At 37.1% G+C, this 19013-nt stretch carries 14 protein-coding genes; 13 read left to right on the top strand and 1 reads right to left on the bottom strand.

Features of this window, described 5'->3' with window-relative positions; all coding sequences use genetic code 11:
- Nucleotides 1–58 precede the first annotated feature (58 nt).
- The 10 genes from ACTF48_RS02550 (at nt 59) to ACTF48_RS02505 (ending at nt 14264) form a co-directional block, all read left to right on the top strand.
- Nucleotides 59–2410 (top strand): alpha-amylase family glycosyl hydrolase, encoded by a 2352-nt coding sequence (locus tag ACTF48_RS02550; protein ID WP_438961568.1) that lies wholly within the window; start codon nt 59–61, stop codon nt 2408–2410.
- A 5-nt stretch (nt 2411–2415) separates the two neighbouring features.
- Entirely contained in the window at nt 2416–3855 is a 1440-nt protein-coding gene (locus tag ACTF48_RS02545) for an alpha-amylase family glycosyl hydrolase (RefSeq protein WP_438961567.1), read from the top strand.
- A gap of 94 nt (nt 3856–3949) precedes the next feature.
- Complete coding sequence (locus ACTF48_RS02540; RefSeq protein ID WP_438961566.1) at nt 3950–4285, top strand: arsenosugar biosynthesis-associated peroxidase-like protein; 336 nt, start codon at nt 3950–3952, stop codon at nt 4283–4285.
- Between the two features lie 364 nt (nt 4286–4649).
- Nucleotides 4650–5714, top strand: coding sequence for an arsenosugar biosynthesis radical SAM (seleno)protein ArsS (gene arsS / locus ACTF48_RS02535; RefSeq protein WP_438961565.1), 1065 nt, complete (start codon nt 4650–4652; stop codon nt 5712–5714).
- A 4-nt stretch (nt 5715–5718) separates the two neighbouring features.
- Entirely contained in the window at nt 5719–6402 is a 684-nt protein-coding gene (locus tag ACTF48_RS02530) for a TIGR04282 family arsenosugar biosynthesis glycosyltransferase (protein WP_438961564.1), read from the top strand.
- Between the two features lie 47 nt (nt 6403–6449).
- The gene (locus ACTF48_RS02525) at nt 6450–9659 is read left to right on the top strand and encodes a SusC/RagA family TonB-linked outer membrane protein (protein ID WP_438961563.1); all 3210 of its coding nucleotides are present in this window, start codon (nt 6450–6452) and stop codon (nt 9657–9659) included.
- Nucleotides 9660–9718: 59 nt separating this feature from the next.
- The gene (locus ACTF48_RS02520; RefSeq protein ID WP_438961562.1) at nt 9719–11170 is read left to right on the top strand and encodes a SusD/RagB family nutrient-binding outer membrane lipoprotein; all 1452 of its coding nucleotides are present in this window, start codon (nt 9719–9721) and stop codon (nt 11168–11170) included.
- Nucleotides 11171–11681: 511 nt separating this feature from the next.
- Nucleotides 11682–12971, top strand: coding sequence for a sodium:solute symporter family transporter (locus ACTF48_RS02515; protein ID WP_438961561.1), 1290 nt, complete (start codon nt 11682–11684; stop codon nt 12969–12971).
- Nucleotides 12956–13780: a metallophosphoesterase family protein gene (locus ACTF48_RS02510; protein WP_438961560.1), complete on the top strand. Its 825-nt coding sequence runs from the start codon at nt 12956–12958 to the stop codon at nt 13778–13780. The genes ACTF48_RS02515 and ACTF48_RS02510 overlap by 16 nt, the downstream gene beginning before the upstream one ends.
- A gap of 4 nt (nt 13781–13784) precedes the next feature.
- On the top strand, nt 13785–14264 hold the full coding sequence (locus tag ACTF48_RS02505) for a rhodanese-like domain-containing protein (RefSeq protein ID WP_438961559.1): 480 nt from the start codon (nt 13785–13787) through the stop codon (nt 14262–14264).
- Between the two features lie 102 nt (nt 14265–14366).
- Here the strand turns inward: ACTF48_RS02505 and metK are convergent, their stop codons facing one another.
- Complete coding sequence (gene metK / locus ACTF48_RS02500) at nt 14367–15623, bottom strand: methionine adenosyltransferase (RefSeq protein ID WP_438961598.1); 1257 nt, start codon at nt 15621–15623, stop codon at nt 14367–14369.
- Nucleotides 15624–15959: 336 nt separating this feature from the next.
- Here metK and ACTF48_RS02495 point away from each other — a divergent pair, with 336 nt between their 5' ends.
- From ACTF48_RS02495 to ACTF48_RS02485, 3 genes are all read left to right on the top strand, one after another.
- Nucleotides 15960–17498, top strand: coding sequence for an OmpA family protein (locus ACTF48_RS02495; RefSeq protein WP_438961558.1), 1539 nt, complete (start codon nt 15960–15962; stop codon nt 17496–17498).
- A 110-nt stretch (nt 17499–17608) separates the two neighbouring features.
- Nucleotides 17609–18673 carry an NAD(P)/FAD-dependent oxidoreductase gene (locus ACTF48_RS02490; protein WP_438961557.1) on the top strand — a complete coding sequence of 355 codons (1065 nt, stop codon included), beginning with the start codon at nt 17609–17611 and terminating at the stop codon, nt 18671–18673.
- On the top strand, nt 18673–18996 hold the full coding sequence (locus ACTF48_RS02485) for a 2Fe-2S iron-sulfur cluster-binding protein (protein ID WP_438961556.1): 324 nt from the start codon (nt 18673–18675) through the stop codon (nt 18994–18996). The genes ACTF48_RS02490 and ACTF48_RS02485 overlap by 1 nt, the downstream gene beginning before the upstream one ends.
- The last annotated feature ends 17 nt before the right edge of the window (nt 18997–19013 follow it).

The raw sequence follows: 19013 nt of genomic DNA, 5'->3' as shown, positions 1-19013 counted from the left end.
CCAACCCCAAAGGTTTCGCAAACCTGTGAGGTTGGAGTCAAATCAAGATAAAATTGATATGAAAAAAATAGTAACAGCACTAGTAGTCATTTTCTTAGTAGGTTGTGATTCTAAAAAGGAAAACGACACCAGACCTAGCGTTATTGACGCAATGACTACGCCTATATATGCTTCCACTAGTGGAACTGAGGTTTATACATCAGATTATTTACTAGATGTAAAGGAGCTGGACAGCATCACTTATGGAAAAGGAATTGTTTTTAACCCAAACACACGCAATTATGCTGAGCCTTTGAAAATAGAAACTGATTCTATGGCACCTTATGTTTCTCATGTGAGTTTATGGACTGACGGAATTAGAAACGATATCCCTGTTTTTAAAAGTACCTCCAGCGTGATTCCTATTTATTATTATGGAGATGCTAATAATAAAAATGTCCAGATTAAAGGAGAATTCACGAACTGGGCACCAGTAGATTTACAAGTGGAAGGTGATAAACTAGTCTATTATGCCACGGTACCGCAAGGTAAGTTTCAGTGGATTTTCATCAAAGACGGAAACGAAGAACGTCTTACCGGACAAGAAGAAAATGTAGTAAGCAATGGTATGGGCGGTTTTAATCGTGTAATTGATAACAGTCGCAAGGCAAATCCAGCGCAACTATCTTATGGGGAAATAAGAAATAATGGATTCACTTTTACAACAACCAGCGAGCTAGAAAATATAGTAGTTCTTTATGAAAACCAGATGATCAGTGCTTCCCAAAACGGAAATACATACACGGTAAACTTACCAGAAAAAGATTTTTCAAACCGCAAGTCACAAACACAACTGGTCAGAGTTTATGCCAGTGATGCCAATGGTCGTACTAATGATTTACTCATTCCGGTTCAAAATGGACAAGTAGTGCAAGATCCATCACAACTCGCCCGTAGCGATTTTCATAATCAGGTGCTATATTTTATGATGGTAGATCGCTTTCTAGATGGTGATAAAAGCAATACTAAACTAGTAGATGATCCAGAGATTTTGCCTAAAGCAAATTACATGGGTGGAGACTTAGCAGGAATATTGGCAAAGATTAAGGACGGTTATTTTGAAGAATTAGGAATCAACACGATCTGGTTATCGCCTATTACCCAAAACCCAGAAGGTGCTTACGGTTTATGGCCTGAGCCACGCACTAAATTTAGTGGTTATCACGGTTACTGGCCTATCTCTAGTACAGCGATTGATTACCGTTTTGGAGATAAAAAAGTGCTCAAAGAAATTATAGAGCAGGCTCATAGCAGAGACATGAATGTGATTCTAGACTACGTGGCAAACCATGTACATGAAGAACATCCCGTTTATAAAAATCATCCAGACTGGGCTACAAATCTATACTTGCCAGACGGCAGTTTAAATACAGAGCGCTGGGACGATCAGCGATTGACCACATGGTTTGATACCTTTATGCCTACCCTAGATTTTTCAAAACCAGAAGTTGTAGAAAAAATGACAGATTCTGCCTTGTATTGGGTAACTGATTATAATTTAGACGGTTTCCGTCATGATGCTACTAAGCACGTACCAGAAGTTTACTGGAGAACATTAACTCAAAAAATACGCAATAATACGGATCGTCCTATTTATCAAATAGGTGAAACTTACGGCTCTTATGACTTAATACGCAGTTATGTGAGCACAGGAATGTTAGATGCACAATTTGATTTTAACCAGTATGATGCTGCTGTGTCCGCTTTCGCGAAAGCGGATGGCGACTATGCTAACCTTACAGAAACACTCTTTAAAGGTTTAGAATATTATGGGCACCACCATTTAATGGGAAACATTTCTGGAAACCAAGATCGAGCAAGATTTATAAGCTATGCGAGTGGCGATGTAAGTTTTAATGAAGATGCAAAAAAAGCAGGATGGACTCGTGAGATAGGTATGAGTGATACCACAGCCTTTGATCGATTAGGAATGTTGCAGGCGTTTAATATGACCATTCCAGGCGTTCCAGTTATTTATTACGGAGATGAGTATGGAAGTATAGGAGCAAATGATCCTGATAATCGCAAGATGATGAAGTTTGATAACTTATCGCAACGAGAAATGGATTTAAAAAAGCTAGTAGAAGAACTGGTGTTATGGAGGCGTAGTTCTATGTCTTTGCTATACGGCACCACAGAAGTTATAAGTGAAGCAAACGGGCTACTGGTCTTAAAGCGCAGCTACTTTAACGAAGAAACTACCATATTCTTTAATGAAAATGCTGTTGCTTTAAACATTTACACTAAACCTAGCGAGGCTAGTAATCTAAAAATAGAAAGCCTTAATACCATAGAGTCTGAAACGGCATTTCAAGTAAAAGCACGTAATTTTGCGATTATTAAAACCACAAATAACACAACCCAAGAATAAAAACTATGAAAAAATCGACAACTAAATGGCTGCTTGTCCTATGTACAGCTATCACCTTATTCTCCTGTAAAGAAGCTGTAAAGGATGACGAGGTAGTGGTAGAAGAAGAAACTAAAACAGCCTATACGCCTATTACAAATGAAGATCTGGAAAATGCTGTGATTTATGAGGCAAATATAAGACAGTACTCAGAAGCTGGAACTTTTAATGAGTTTACTAAAGATATACCAGAGCTCAAAAAATTAGGTGTAAAAGTAATATGGCTTATGCCTGTTTTTCCTATTTCTGAGGTAAATAGAAAGGCAAAGGGAGATCTTATGGTACATGACATTAAAGATCCAGAGGAACGCGCAAAATATCTAGGCAGTTACTATGCCGTTGCAGACTATGAAAAAGTAAATCCAGATTTAGGAACTAAAGATGATTTAGATAAGTTAATACAAACCGCACATGAAAATGGAATGTATGTCATCTTAGATTGGGTAGCAAATCATACGGGCTGGGACAACTGGTGGATTGATGAACATCCTGATTTCTACACCAAAGACGAGAACGGAAATATGATGCATCCTAAAGGAACAGACTGGACAGATACTGCTGATTTGAATTATGAAAATGAGGCGCTATGGGAAGCTATGACTTCTTCAATGGTTTACTGGGTTAAAAACCATAATATCGACGGGTTCCGTTGTGACGTGGCTCATGAAGTGCCTACGGAGTTTTGGAATTATGCTACAAAATCCATAAGAAGTGTAAAACCTGTATTTATGCTCGCAGAAAGTGAGAAGAAAGATCTTTTCTTAGAATCTTTTGATATGGGTTATAACTGGGAAGGCCACCATATCATGAATGAACTTGCTCAAAGTAAAATACCTGCTACTAAATGGGATGAATATATGCTGCGCGTGCAGGCTGATTATCAAGAAGATGATATCCTTATGAACTTTATTACTAACCACGACGAAAACTCATGGAATGGTACGGTTCAAGAACGTATGGGAAAAGCAAGTGATGCTATGCTAGCTTTTCAATACATGATACCTGGTATGCCACTTATCTATTCAGGTCAGGAGTATGGTATGAATAAAAGGTTGAAGTTTTTTGAAAAAGATACCATCCCGCATGAAAAAGGTAGGGAATGGAAAATGATGGAAAAATTAGGTAAGTTAAAAGCGACTAATCCTGCTTTACACGGTGGTAAAAACGCAGCTTCTTATAGACGCATAAACACTAGTGAGGATTCAAAAATCTATGCAATAGAACGAGAGAAGAATGGGAATAAGGTGATTTATGTCGCTAACTTTTCGGATGAATTTGTGGAGTTTACTGCGCCTATTAGTGGTGTCTTAACTGATGTAGTCCGAGGTGGAGAGGCAAATATTCCTGCTGGTTACACCTTTACTTTTCCGGCATACGGGTATAGAGTATGGGAAGTAGCTAAATAAAGTTTTTATCAAACCATTTTAAAACCGCTTTACTAAGGTGAAGCGGTTTTTTAATGCAGTAAAAATTAATTTATTTTAGCATAAAAATATAGAAATGGATAAGACATATTATGACCCAAAGGATTTAAGGAAGTTTGGAAAAATTACAGAATGGAGTGAAGAACTAGGAACAAAGTTTTTTGATTATTACGGGAAAGTATTTGAAGAAGGAGCGTTAACAGCACGTGAGAAATCATTAATTGCTTTAGCCGTTTCTCATGCTGTGCACTGTCCTTATTGTATAGATGCTTATACTGGTGATGCTTTAAAAAGAGGAATCACTAAAGAAGAAATGATGGAAGCTGTTCATGTAGCTGGAGCTATTCAAGGTGGTGCGACACTTGTGCATGGAGTCCAAATGATGAATAAAGTCAATAAGTTAGAGATGTAGCAATTCAAGGCTTTTCTTCGAAAAACCGTAGAAGTTGCTATCCTAGAAATTTGCTAGAGCAAATTATCTGGGATCTCTAACTAGCTGTTGCATATCCATAGGTGCGGACTTAAGTCCGCACCTATGGATATGAAGTTTGCATGAACGTAATGTTAGAATGACTGCATTCTTTTCTTGGAAATATCAAACTCACAGACAATCCTAATTTGATCAAGTAGATATGACCTTTATTATGGTAGTTTTTCCTTATTATGGAATCCTTATAAGATTAGTAACATATTTATGAGATATTCTGACTATTTATGCATAATCCTAGATAAGTTTCCGACTTAGTAAATACAACAATAAAAGCACACCATTCCATATGGCTGTAAACACAAAAACATCTCTCAAAAAGAGAGCAAGTGAATTAGCAAATATCAATAAGCAAATGGAGATCCTGAACGGTGAACCATTTTCTAATGGTGAGTTACCATCATTTGCAAAAAAAATTAAAGAAACAGATCAATTCCCGTTGAGGCCTAAGAAATTAGAGATCATTCAGGTGAATGTAGGTTATATGTGTAATCAGGTATGCGCTCACTGTCATGTGGATGCAGGACCAGATCGTAAGGAAATTATGACTCGCGACACCATGAGTCAGATCATTGAGGTGATCAAAACCACTGGTGCTCATACTTTAGATTTAACAGGTGGCGCGCCAGAAATGAATCCAGATTTTAGATGGTTTGTAGAACAGGCAAGCGCTGCTGGAATTAAAGACTTCATCGTTAGATCTAACTTAACGATAATAAGAGCCAATCCTAAATATCACGATTTACCAGATTTCTTTAAGAAACACAATATTCATGTAGTAAGCTCCATGCCTCACTGGACACGTGGTAAGACAGATAAACAACGTGGTGATGGTGTTTTTGACAAATCTATAAAGGCACTTCAAGAATTGAATGATCGTGGTTATGGAATGCCTGGAAGTGATCTAAAATTAGATTTAGTTTACAATCCTAGTGGTGCTTACTTACCAGGTGATCAGGCCAGTATGGAAAAAGAAATGAAAGCGGCATTGTTAGAAGATTTTAATATCCAGTTTCATAGCTTATTTGCGATTACTAATCTGCCTATTGCTAGATTCTTAGATTACCTAGTTGCTAGTGAAAACTATGAAGATTACATGTATGCATTAGTAGAAGCTTACAATCCTGCTGCTGTAGAAAATGTGATGTGTACCAATACCATTTCTATTTCATGGGATGGCTGGTTGTATGATTGTGATTTCAACCAAATGCTTGATTTAAAAATAGATCATAAAATTCAGCATATTAAGGATTACAATGAAGACTTAATTAACGATCGTAACATTCAAATATCACAACATTGCTATGGATGTACCGCTGGTGCAGGAAGTAGTTGTCAAGGTGTGGTAGCATAATATGATGAATCAAAATTCCAAAACCGCCATACTTTTATTTGCCCAGACGGCAGCAGTTGATACTGCACACAAGTCGCTGGCAAGTACTGGTGTGATCGAGATTTTGAACAAAATAGTTCTAGATACCATTAGGTATTCAGGATTAGATTACTATCATTTTACTCAGAAAGAACAACGAGGTGATAACTTTGCAAGTCGATTCACAAATTCCATTCAGGATGTTTTTGCAATGGGATATAAATCTGTGATTTGTCTAGGGAACGACACACCTTTATTAACGGTACATCTCATACAGCAAGCAGCTGTACATCTTCAAAATGGTCACGCTGTAAACGGAAAATCCTGTGATGGTGGTTTATACCTCATAGGAATGAATCGAGCGCATTTTAATGCCCAAAAATTTGAGAATTTATCCTGGCAAACTGCAAATCTAGCAGCTTCCTTTCATCATTATATGGATGATTATGATGGAAATTTGATAGTTCTTAAAACGCTACAGGATATTGATTCCAACGCAGATTTGTATCAATTTCTAGCCGGGAAAGACGCACGTCGTTTTATCATAGCTTTATTGTTAAATACGCTTTCGCGAAAGCGAAACAACCACACCCATAAAAATGATTACCATCTAAAAGTGGTAGTCGATAAACCACAAAATAAAGGTTCGCCAGTTCTTCAAGCGGCCTAAATTTTTACAGCCTACTCAGGCTTACTATTTCATTTTTTAAATTTTTCATGCAACGAATTATACTATTCATGCTATGGTTATGTGGATGCATAACTACAGCACAAATTACCATTACGGGCACCGTAAGCGACACTTCAGGTGAGCCAGTCCCCTTTGTTAATATATCAGAAACCACCACGAGTAATGGAACTTCAACAACCGTAGACGGAACTTATACCATAACGGTTCAAGAAAATGCTACACTAGTTTTTAGTTTTATAGGGTATCAATCACAATCTGTGGAAGTTGCCACTTCTCAAGTATTAAATATTATTCTACAAGAAGGCGATTCACTGGATCAGATCGTAGTCACAGCTTTAGGAGTAAAACGTAAAGAACGCGAGCTAGGTTATGCGGTTCAAACATTAGATTCTAAAGAAATCGAAGAGGTAAAAGCCGTCAATTTACTAGATAATCTAGCCGGTAAGGTGGCTGGTGTTTCCATAACTCCTGGCGCTACTGGTGTAGGCTCATCTTCTTTAATTACCATACGTGGTGAGGCTAGTTTTTCAAATAACAATCCGCTATTTATTGTAGATGGAACACCAGTGAATAACAATACTATTTTTAATTTTACAAATGAAGCCGCTGCTGGTTTTCAAGAAGTGGATTTTGGTAATGGAGCTGGAGAAATGAACCAGGACGACATAGAAAGTGTATCTGTTTTAAAAGGTCCTGCCGCGGCAGCACTTTATGGAACTAGAGCAGCAAATGGTGCGATTATTATAGAAACTAGAAATGGTGGTAAACAGCAAGGATTAGGTATTTCTTATAACACGAGCTTTTTTGTTGATACCGCTTTTCAATTACCACAATTCCAAAACGAGTACGGTCAAGGTCAAGGTGGACTTTTTGAATTTGTAGACGGTTTAGGTGGCGGAATAAGTGATAACATCACCTATTCATGGGGACCGCGATTAGATGTAGGGAATAATATTCCGCAATTTGATAGTCCGGTAACCTTACCAGATGGAACCGTAGTGCGCGGTGGTGATACGGCGTTATATAATGGATTGCCTATTACTGCAACGCCTTTCAATAGTCATCCGGATAACCTTAAAAACTTTTATGAAACTGGTCACACGTTTATTAATAACATTGCCGTTTTTAATGGTTTTGATAAAGGAAATTACCGTTTAAGCTTTACAGATTTACGCAGTGAAAGTATTATTCCAGGAATGAATCTAGATCGTCAAAGCGTTGCTGCAAAACTTAATTTCACGCCTAGCGAAAAAACCACTATACGTTCTAGTATTAATTATGTCAATGGGACCTCTGATAACAGACCGTCAAATGGTTATGGAAGTGAAAATGTCAATTACTCCTTAGTCGCATGGGGACCGCGATCATTGAATATTGATAATTTGAGAAATTACTGGCAACCAGGATTAGAAGATGTGCAACAGTATTCGTTTAACTATACGTTTTTTGACAATCCGTACTTTATCCTGAATGAAAACCGCAATAGTTTTAATCGCGATCGACTTTTTGGGAATGTGTCCATCAACCAGCAGTTAACGCCAGAATTAACCGCAACGATTAGAACTGGTATGGATTACAGCAATGAAAAACGTCGCTTTTTACGAGCGTTTTCTACTAATAGATTCCGCAATGGTGCTTATGCAGAACATGATGTGACCTACAGAGAGATCAATACTGATTTCTTACTGAATTATAAAAAACAACTAGGCGACATCGGTTTTGACGCTAGTTTTGGAGGTAACCGACTGGATCAAACGGCTTCTACGACTCAGGTGCAAACCACTAGTCTGGCGCAACCAGGTATTTTCTCCTTAAATAATGCAGCGAGTCCTATTGAAAGTTTTGGGTTCACTTCTAGGAAGAGAATCAATAGTTTGTACGCTTTCGCGAAAGCGAACTACAAAAACTTCCTTTACCTAGACGTAACCGCTCGTAACGACTGGTCCAGTGCGCTGGCAACGCCATTTACAGCAGATAATACTTCGTTTTTCTATCCATCTGTTTCCTCTAGTTTTATATTGAGTAATGTGGTAGACTTACCGAAGGTTGTGGATTTTGTAAAAGTTAGAGCCAGTTATGCACAAGTAGGAAATGATACGGATCCGTTCCAAACACAAGGAACTTTTATCTCACAAACACCAGTTAATTCACAGCCTACCTTTACAAATCAGGATTTTATTCCTAACCAAAACCTAAGACCAGAAACCACCTCTAGTATAGAATTAGGATTTGACTTGCGATTGTTGAAACAGCGATTAAATATTGACTTTACGTATTACAATGCTGTAACTAGTGATCAGATTTTATCCTTACCTATTGCGGTTTCATCAGGTTTTAGCCAGCAAGTAGTAAATGCAGGAGCCGTAAGAAATACAGGTGTTGAAATTGTATTAAATACCATTCCAGTACAAACAGAAAATTTCCAGTGGAATTCTACCGTAAACTTTGCTACAAATAGAGCCATTGTAGAAGATTTACCTCAAGATGATGGTCGTTTAACACTGGCATATTCTCGTGTTTATGACAGTCAGGATCAAACGGTATGGCATCAAGTAGAGGAAGGCGGACGCATAGGTGATCTTTATGGAACTGGATACTTACGTAATGAGGATGGTGATTTTGTGATTACAGATGATGGCCGTTTTATTGCAGATCCTGAGTTGCAAAAACTAGGAAACTATAACGCAGATTTTACCATGGGATTCAATAATAGCTTTAGTTATAAAAATTGGGATGCGTCATTTTTACTAGACTGGCGTCATGGTGGAATTATTGTTTCTAGAACACAAGCACTAGCTGGTGTAGGTGGACAACTAGAAGAAACGGGAAACAGACCAGAAGCAGGAATAATTGCAGATGGTGTTGTGAATACGGGAACAGCATCAAATCCGGTGTATGTTCCTAATACAACAGCAGTAAGTGCTGAGAGTTATTACCGTCAATTTTACGATCGTAATCATGAAGAGAATAATGTGTACAACGCAAGTTTTTTAAAGATGCGTCAGTTCTCTGTAGGATATTCTTTTGAGTTAAACAAAGGAGCTTTAGGAGTATTTAATGATGGTGCTCAACTGCGTGTTGCATTGATAGGTAGAAATCTATTTGCAATTTCAGAAATACCACATTTTGATCCAGAACAACTAGCGGTACAAGGACAAGGTTTTGTGCGTGGAGTAGAAGATATGTCCTACGCTTCCACAAGAAGTATAGGTGTTAAAGCTGGAGTTACATTCTAAAACAAAGTTTAAACTTAAGTTTAAGCTTAAACTTAAACTTTTCAATCAGAATTAAGAAAATGAAACATACATATAAACATATAGCATTGTTAGCTTTTATTAGTCTAATCATAAATTCCTGCACAAAAGACTTTGAAGAAATCAATACCAATACCAACGCGCCAGTAAGTGTGCAACCTAGTTTACTATTGCGTCAGGTAATTTATAACTATGGAGAGGAAATGTCTTATGAAGGTTTTGTCGCTGGTGGATTGTTAAGCCAGCACATGACGGCATTAGATTTCAATCTTTTTGATAGACATGCATTGAAAAGTCCGCAATTAGGTGGTAATCCATGGGCGATTTTTTACCGTAATTTAAGAGATAATGAAATCATTATCAATCAATCTAGAACTAATGAAGCAGATGCTGTTTATGAAGGACCAGCATTAATTTTTAAAGCCTACATGACTGCCGGACTTACAGATATTTATGGTGATGTTCCTTATAGTGAAGCATTCCGTGGACAAGAAGGAATTGTACAGCCAGTTTATGATCTTCAAGAAGATATCTACTTACAACCAGGTGGTATTTTAGACAATTTAGATGCAGGAATTGCAGCGATTGAAAACTACTCTGGATCCATAGGATTAAATGGTGATGTCCTTTTTAATGGTGATTTAGATGCTTGGGTACGGTTTGCAAATAGTTTGAAGATTAAAGCCTTGATGCGTATTTCTGATAAAGAGAATGTGAGTGCTAGATTGCAAGCGCTTTTTGATGATGGCAATTACATATCAGATAATACTCAAAACGCCGTGTTTAATTTTACAGATAGTGAGCCTAATAACTTCCGTATGGCGCGATTGAGAGCTGGAGATTTTGGGAATTTTGTATTGAGTGAAACTATGGAAGAAATTCTGGAAGATCTAGATGATGATCGTATCAATGTCCTTTTTAGACCTAGAGCTAATAATGGAAACGGTGATGACTATGAAGGTTTATTAAACGGTATTGATGCATCATCTACCTCGGTGTTATTGGCCGATTTTTCACTGGCAGGAACCATTTTTAGAGAAAATACAGGAATGCTAGATGCAAATTATATGACCGCTTGGGAAACTAATTTTTTGCTTGCTGAAGCTGCACAGCGTGGTTTGATCACAGCTCCAGCACAAACATTATATGAAACTGGAGTAACACAGGCTTATGAATACTGGAACACACAATTACCAGTTGATTATCTAACGACAATCGGAGCTTATAATGCAAATGGAAACGATCCTGTGGAACAAATCATCACCCAAAAATGGATCGCAAGTATAATCAATGGTTATGAAGGATGGATCGAATGGCGCAGGACTGGTTTTCCAGCACTTAAAAACGTATCAGCTAGTTTAAATAATGATTTGATTCCAGTAAGAATGCCTTATCCTGCAGAAGAAGCAGCACTAAACGCAGATAATTATAATACCGCAGCTGCAGCAACAAATGATAATGATATCAATGTGCCGGTGTGGTGGGATGAGTGATGAATTGGAACTTAAACTTGAATAACGAATATCGATTAAGGAATAATGAATGTCGAAATTGAAATGCTTTTAGAACAGTTTCCCTTGAGGGAAATGCCGATAGGCAAAGGGTGTTTTAGAAGCAAATTGTTAAAAAATTATGTCGAAACCTTTCCCTAGCCCTAAAGGGTAGGTTTCGTCTAGAAAAACATTATTAGGCTAGCTTCCACCCTTTAAGGTTGGGGAAAGAAGCGGTTTCGGTGTTGAGTGATAAACTTAAACTTGAATAACGAATATTGATTAAGGAATAATGAAATTGAAATGCTTTTAGAACAGTTTCCCTTGAGGGAAATACCGATAGGCAAAGGGGGTTTTAGAAGCAAATTATTAAAAAATTATGTCGAAACTGAAAATACTTCTTTAAACCATTCTCGACTGCGCTCGAATTGACATTTTTTTAAACTTAAACTTAAACTTGGACTTCTTAAAAGATACATCAACCCTTCAGTGGTTACTCATCATAGCGAGCAGTGTGATTTTTTTCATACTTGCACCGCATGCTAAAGACGTAGCGACTTTTTTTAAAGCACAACATCGTGGTAAAGCGCCTAGCATGTTCATGCTTACTGGTAGTTTGATTATCTCATGGATTTTTGCAAAAAGTATTACAAATACTGCTAATCTAGGATTAGAATTTGGGCTCGTAGGTGGCGTTGCTTATGCTGGTTATTACCTGTCTTTTGCGGTAGCAGGAATTGTGATCTATCAACTACGTGTAAAAGGCGGATTTAAAAGTATTCATGATTTTTTGATGACCAAGTTTGGTAAAACTGCGGTGAATCTTTTTTCTGTTTTAATCAGTTTCAGGTTGTTTAATGAAGTCTGGTCTAACACGATGGTGATAGGAACTTATTTTGGTGACATGGGCAGCACGGCTTACTATGCGGCTATTGTTGTTTTTACCTTACTAACTTTAGCCTACACCCTAAAAGGTGGATTAAGCAGTTCTATTTTTACAGATGTCATCCAGATGGTGTTATTTTCGGTATTACTCATCATTATTTTGGGTGTCATTTTTAGTGAGCCAGAAGTTCAGGTTACTACCATGATGAACAGTGGCTCATGGACTATGGAGTTAGGACTAAACCTGTTTTTTGCTGCGTTTCTGCAAAGTTTTAGTTATCCCTTTCATGATCCAGTATTAACAGATCGTGGTTTTATCAGTTCGCCCAGAATTACTAGAAAAAGCTTTTTATGGGCAGCATTTTTAGGCGGCATTTGTATTGTGCTGTTTAGTCTAGTAGGTGTGTATGCACAGCAAGCAGGATTAAAAGGACAAGCTGCTGTTGAGGTGGCAAAAAAACTAGGAGTTGTTTTATTGCTCATCATCAATTTCATCATGATTACCAGTGCGGCCAGCACACTAGACAGCACATTTTCCAGTTTCTCAAAATTACTCACCCTAGATTTAGGACTTGGTAATACCGTTAGCTTTGGCAGAGTGACGATGGTTTTAGTAGCTGTTTTAGGAACCATTCCTGTCTTCCTGGATGCAGAAATTTTAAGTGCCACCACCATAAGTGGTACCATGGTCATAGGACTTACACCTGTGTTTTTATTATGGCAGAGTAACGCACCTAAAATCAGTTATTTTCTCTCTGTAATCACAGGTTTGGTATTTGGGTTTTTACTCATTTTTGAAATATTTCCAGAACCATTCATCCATACAACTGGCAAATATTCCCTATTATTATGGGTAAATTTTTATGGTATCATTCTTAGTTTCATTGTTTTTTTAATTCCTACATGGTTCAAAAAGTAAAAGATTTAGGTCATAAAAGTGGTAAAATGCTCATTTTTGGTGGTGTTTATAGCAATTTACAGGCTTTAGAAGCTGTGATTCAGCTAGCTGATGAACATAATATCGCTCCAGAAAACTGCATTTGCACTGGTGATATTATAGGGTATTGTGGTCAACCGCAAGAAACTTTAGACAGCTTTAAAAATTGGGGTGCTTACAGTATTTTGGGTAATGTAGAAATTCAGTTGCGTGACGGTCAGGAAGATTGTGGATGTGATTTTACCGCAGGATCTCGTTGTGATGGATTTAGTGAAATTTGGTACGCTTTCGCGAAAGCGAACTTATCCTCATCCTCAAAGCAATATTTCAACACCTTGCCAGATCACATCACCTTTCAATATGCCGGCAGGAATATAGGAGTCGTGCATGGAAGTGCAGATCAGGTGTCGCAGTTTATTTTCAAGTCCAGCGACTGGGCAGAGAAGATAGAAAGTTATCAAGATCTCGTGGTGGATACCATCATCGCAGGACATTGCGGATTGCCATTTAAAGACCGCTATGAAAACTTATTATGGCTCAATCCAGGCGTGATAGGAATGCCTGCAAATGATGGAACAACCAATACTTGGGCAATGATTCTGGATGATACTAATGGATTTAAAGCGACACATATTCCAGTGATTTATGATCATCAAACGGCAATTCACCACATGAGAAAAAACCATTTACCTAAAGAATATGCCGTTACGTTAGAAACTGGAATTTGGGATAACATGGAGATTTTACCGCAGCAGGAACGGTTGTTGCAAGGGAAATCGTTAGATTTATAGATCAATGAAAAAACTACTATTTTTTTTATTTACGATTTCTACATTTAGTGTTGAAGCTCAATCTATAGAAAGCCTATTAACTGTCTATAATCAGAAAACAGTTCCTTATATAAGCGTAGAGGAATTAAAAAAAAATTACGATCAGTTTACCATTCTTGATACCCGTAAAAAAGCAGAATACGAGGTAAGCCATTTGCCTAGCGCTATTTGGGTAGGTGAAAAACTGAACAAAAAGGATTTGAAAAATATTCCAGATAATCTTCCTATTGTGGTTTATTGCACAGTTGGTGTAAGAAGTGAAAACTTTGGAGAAGAGTTACTCAATGCTGGGTTTAGCCGCGTTTTTAATTTGCATGGTAGTATTTTCTCATGGAAAGATGCTGGCAATGATGTTGTAGATAGCGACGGAAACACAACAGAAAAAGTTCATGTGTTTTCTAAAGAATGGGAACGGTATTTAAAGACTGGTGAGAAGGTTTATTAAAAAAACAATGCCTCGTAAATCTCACGAGGCGTTTGTTATATCTTGATATTTATAGGTGCGAACTTAAGTCCGTACCTATAAATAGAAATAAGTTTTAAATTACTACAAAGAAAAAACTTCCTTCACCTGATCCACATAATCCAATTTTTCCCAAGTAAATAGCTCTACTTCTTTTTCTACACGACCATTATACGGCGATTCAAAAACTAAAGTCTCTATGCGTGGTTTGCGTCCCATGTGACCATAAGCAGCAGTTTCAGAATAAATAGGGTTTCTCAATTGCAAACGTCTTTCTATAGAAGCTGGTCGCATGTCAAAAATTTGAGCCACTTTTTTAGAGATTTCACCATCAGTTAAATCTACTTTAGAAGTTCCATAAGTATCTACGTGAATAGAAGTAGGTTCAACCACACCTATGGCATAAGAAACTTGTACTAACACTTCGCTAGCTAATCCAGCAGCGACTAAGTTTTTAGCTACGTGACGTGCAGCATACGCAGCACTACGATCTACCTTAGATGGATCTTTTCCAGAAAATGCGCCACCACCGTGAGCACCTTTTCCACCATAAGTATCTACGATAATTTTACGACCTGTAAGTCCAGTATCACCATGAGGTCCACCTATAACAAATTTCCCAGTTGGGTTAATGTGATACGTGATTTGATCATTAAAAAGCTTTTGTGCATAAGCTGGTAATTGTGCAATCACTCTTGGAATTAATATTTCTACCAGATCCTTTTTAATCTGCGAGAGCATGGCATCATCATCTTCATTAAAAGGATCATGCTGCGTAGAAATCACAATCGCATCTATGCGTTGCGGCACATTATCATCGCTATATTCTATGGTTACTTGCGATTTTGCATCAGGACGTAAATATGTAATGTCCTTCATCTCGCGACGTAATTTTGCCAGCTCAATCAGTATTTTATGCGAAATGTCTAAGGCTAGCGGCATGTAATTATCCGTCTCTGCCGTTGCATAACCGAACATCATTCCTTGATCTCCAGCACCTTGTTCTTCCTTTTTCTCACGATCTACACCTTGATTAATATCTTGCGACTGTTCGTGGATTAAGGAAATCACACCACAAGAATCACCACTAAACTGGTAAGCTCCTTTGGTATAACCTATCTTGTTAACGACCTCACGAGCAATGTGTTGTGCGTCTATGTATGTATTGGATTTAACTTCACCAGCTAGAATTACTTGACCAGTAGTAACCATAGTTTCACAGGCCACTTTTGATTCTGGATCAAAGGCAAGAAAATTATCTAATAAGGCGTCACTAATCTGGTCAGCCACTTTATCTGGATGTCCTTCACTAACAGATTCACTTGTAAATAAATAAGGCATATTTTTTTTATTACGCTTTCGCGAAAGCGGAATGAACATCCACTTTCAGGTTAAAAAAATAAGAAATAAAGGGCTATATGCGATCCCGCAGTATACTGTTTTAGCGTTTGTGTTCTGATAGAAGTCAAAACGAGGTCGCAAGCAGCCAAATCTTTCCTGTAAATTAATGTGCGAAGTTAAGAAATTGAGCCGTATAAATATATCTTGATTAATTTTATATTTTTGAGCGATATGGAATAAGCTGCTTTTGATTAAATGTTCCTCAAACTTTGAATAGTTTTTTATTTAGTGCATCTCTTGAAAGCTTATTCTAAAATCATTTTCTAATTAATTTTTATGAGAGTTATTTACATCGTTGTTTTTTTAATAACTGCAGTAACAGTTGCCCAAAATAATGACCTTAAACCTGATTATTCTTTACACTACAATACTTTTGATTTTGATTATGAGGGCTATCCAGTTGCTTATCTAGTAAGGCATGATTTAATAGTTACCAGTGGTCTCGATAATAAAGCAAAATCAAACGAATTATATTGTTGGGAAATACATAAAAATCCAGATGATATAAGTGGTTTAAATGAGCATATTAAAAAAGCAAACCTCTTTTCCCGATTTTTAAACTCTATAGATCAAGAGATGAATATTTATGTGTCTGAAGATGGTTTATCATCTTACCTTTCTAGGGCCACTCGTGGTGATAAAAATCAGAAGATATATAAATCAACCATGAATAAAAAGCGTTATGGGAAATGGGAAGACATTACAGAATTATCATTTATAAGAGATGAATATTCTTATGAATCACCATTTTTTAAAGAAGATAGTAACACTTTATTTTTTGCCAGTAATATTCCCGGTGGTTATGGCGGCATGGATTTATATAGAATAGAATTAAATGAAGATGGAACCGCTATAGGAGATCCCATTAACTTAGGTGAAGGCGTTAACACGAGTGCTGATGAAAATTTCCCTGTCTTTGCAAAAAATGATGACAGCTTATATTTTTCTTCAAACGGTCATAATACCTTAGGCGGCTATGACTTTTTCTTATCCACTTATGAAAATGGCTCTTATGCACGAGCAATGAATTTAGGTGAATCTATAAACACAGAGTTTAACGAGGTTTCTATGGTTTTTACCTCAGCAAATGCTGATAAAGGTTTCATAGGACGCAGTAAAACCATAGATGCAATGGATTTTAAAATCCATAGTTTCATTACTAAAAAGATATTTAAAAAATTAAGTGGGATTTTAGTAAATGAAAATAACCAACCTATAGAAAATTCCCTAATTACTTTAAAAAATGACACTGGTAATATTATAGCAACTCATACTACAAATGCTAAGGGTGAGTATTATTTAAATCAGTTTTTAGAAGATCAAGATTATGTAGTTGAATTTAGTTTAGAAGGTTATGAGTCCCAAAAAATCACACTTTCTAATATTGTAACAAATACTTCAACTTCATTACCTGAAATCACATTAATAAAAAGCCCTGAAATTCCTGGCGCAAATAATACTACTTTAAGTTTTGATCCTGTATACTTTGATTTGGACAGCTCGGTACTGATTAGTGCAACAATTAAAAAATTAAATGATATGGTAGAAACTCTAAAGCAACATCCAGAAGTTGAGCTGGAGATTCTATCACATACAGATAGTAGAGCAGGTAATGAATATAACCTATGGCTCTCTAAAAGAAGGTCTAATAAAATTTATAATTACCTTATTTCAAAAGGGATAAACGCAAACAGATTAAGTTTTAAAAGTTTAGGAGAGAGCGCTCTAGTGAATGAATGTGCTGATAATGTAGACTGTACAGAAGAAAAACATCGATTAAATAGAAGATCTGAATTTGTGATTGTTAAGCAATAATAGAAGTTATTTCATTTTTTAAATAACTCCAGTACACTTGTTTACAACCTTTATGATTCCGACCTTTGTAATATCCTATAATTAGGATCTAAAGAAGGTAGTATACAGTTATGATTGAAACAGATATTCTTATAATAGGCGCAGGTCCTACGGGCTTATTCACCGTTTTTGAAGCAGGATTGCTCAAATTAAAATGTCATTTAATAGACGCATTACCACAACCAGGTGGACAGTGTAGCGAGTTATATCCTAAAAAGCCTATTTATGACATTCCTGGTTTTCCAGAAGTACTCGCAGGCGATTTAGTGGATAATCTCATGGAACAAATTAAACCGTTCCAGCCAGGTTTTACATTAGGAGAACGTGCCGAAGATATCGAGAAACTAGAAGATGGCACTTTTATAGTTACCACTAATAAAGGAACTAAGCACCATGCAAACGCTGTAGCCATAGCTGGTGGACTAGGTTCTTTTGAACCACGTAAACCACAAATAGAAAGCATAGAAAATTATGAAGACCATGGTGTGGCTTACATGATAAAAGACCCAGAAGTTTATAGAAATAAAAAAGTAGTCATCGCTGGTGGTGGAGATAGTGCCCTAGACTGGTCCATTTTCCTGGCCGATGTTGCAAGTGAAGTAACTCTCGTACACAGACGTGAAGAATTCCGCGGAGCGCTAGATAGTGTAGAAAAAGTACAAGATTTAGTGACTCAAAATAAAATCAACCTCATGACACCAGCTGAGGTTACTGATGTGAAAGGTGAAGGAAAGGTGGAATCTGTTACCATAACGATTCATGATGAAGCTAAAAAGGTTCAAGAAGTTCAATGTGATGCATTTGTGCCACTTTTTGGATTGTCGCCTAAACTAGGACCTATTGCAAATTGGGGACTTGAGATTGAGAAAAATGCGATTAAAGTGGATAACACACTGGATTACCAAACTAACATTCCAGGGATCTATGCCATAGGAGATGTAAATACCTATCCAGGTAAATTAAAGCTTATTTTATGCGGTTTTCATGAAGCTACATTAATGTGTCAGAGTGTTTACCAAAGAATGAATCCTAATAAAAAATACGTTCTTAAATATACTACCGTAGGTGGAATAGATGGATTTGATGGTTCTCGTAAAGAGGCAGAAAAAGCTGTTATTAAAAAAATAGGAGCTTAATGGAACAAGACGTTAATATCACCATTATAGATCGAGAAGGAGTCGAGCACCTTGTGCAAGCACCTACAGATATGAACATGAATCTCATGGAAGTATGTAAGGCTTATGAACTGCCCGTTGAGGCTGTTTGTGGTGGTATGGCCATGTGTGCGACTTGTCAGGTTTATATAAAAAGTGATCACGATCTAGGTGAGCGCAATGATGATGAACAGGCTATGTTATGGGAAGCACTGCATGTAAAAGATAACAGTCGCTTGGGTTGTCAAATTCCTATTACTACAGACTTGGAAGGACTTGTAGTAGAATTAGCACCAGAGCAATAAACTATTTTCTATTTTAG

Source organism: Nonlabens sp. (assembly GCF_965660805.1).
GTDB lineage: Bacteria > Bacteroidota > Bacteroidia > Flavobacteriales > Flavobacteriaceae > Nonlabens.
This window is presented reverse-complemented; position numbering and strand designations above follow the sequence as displayed.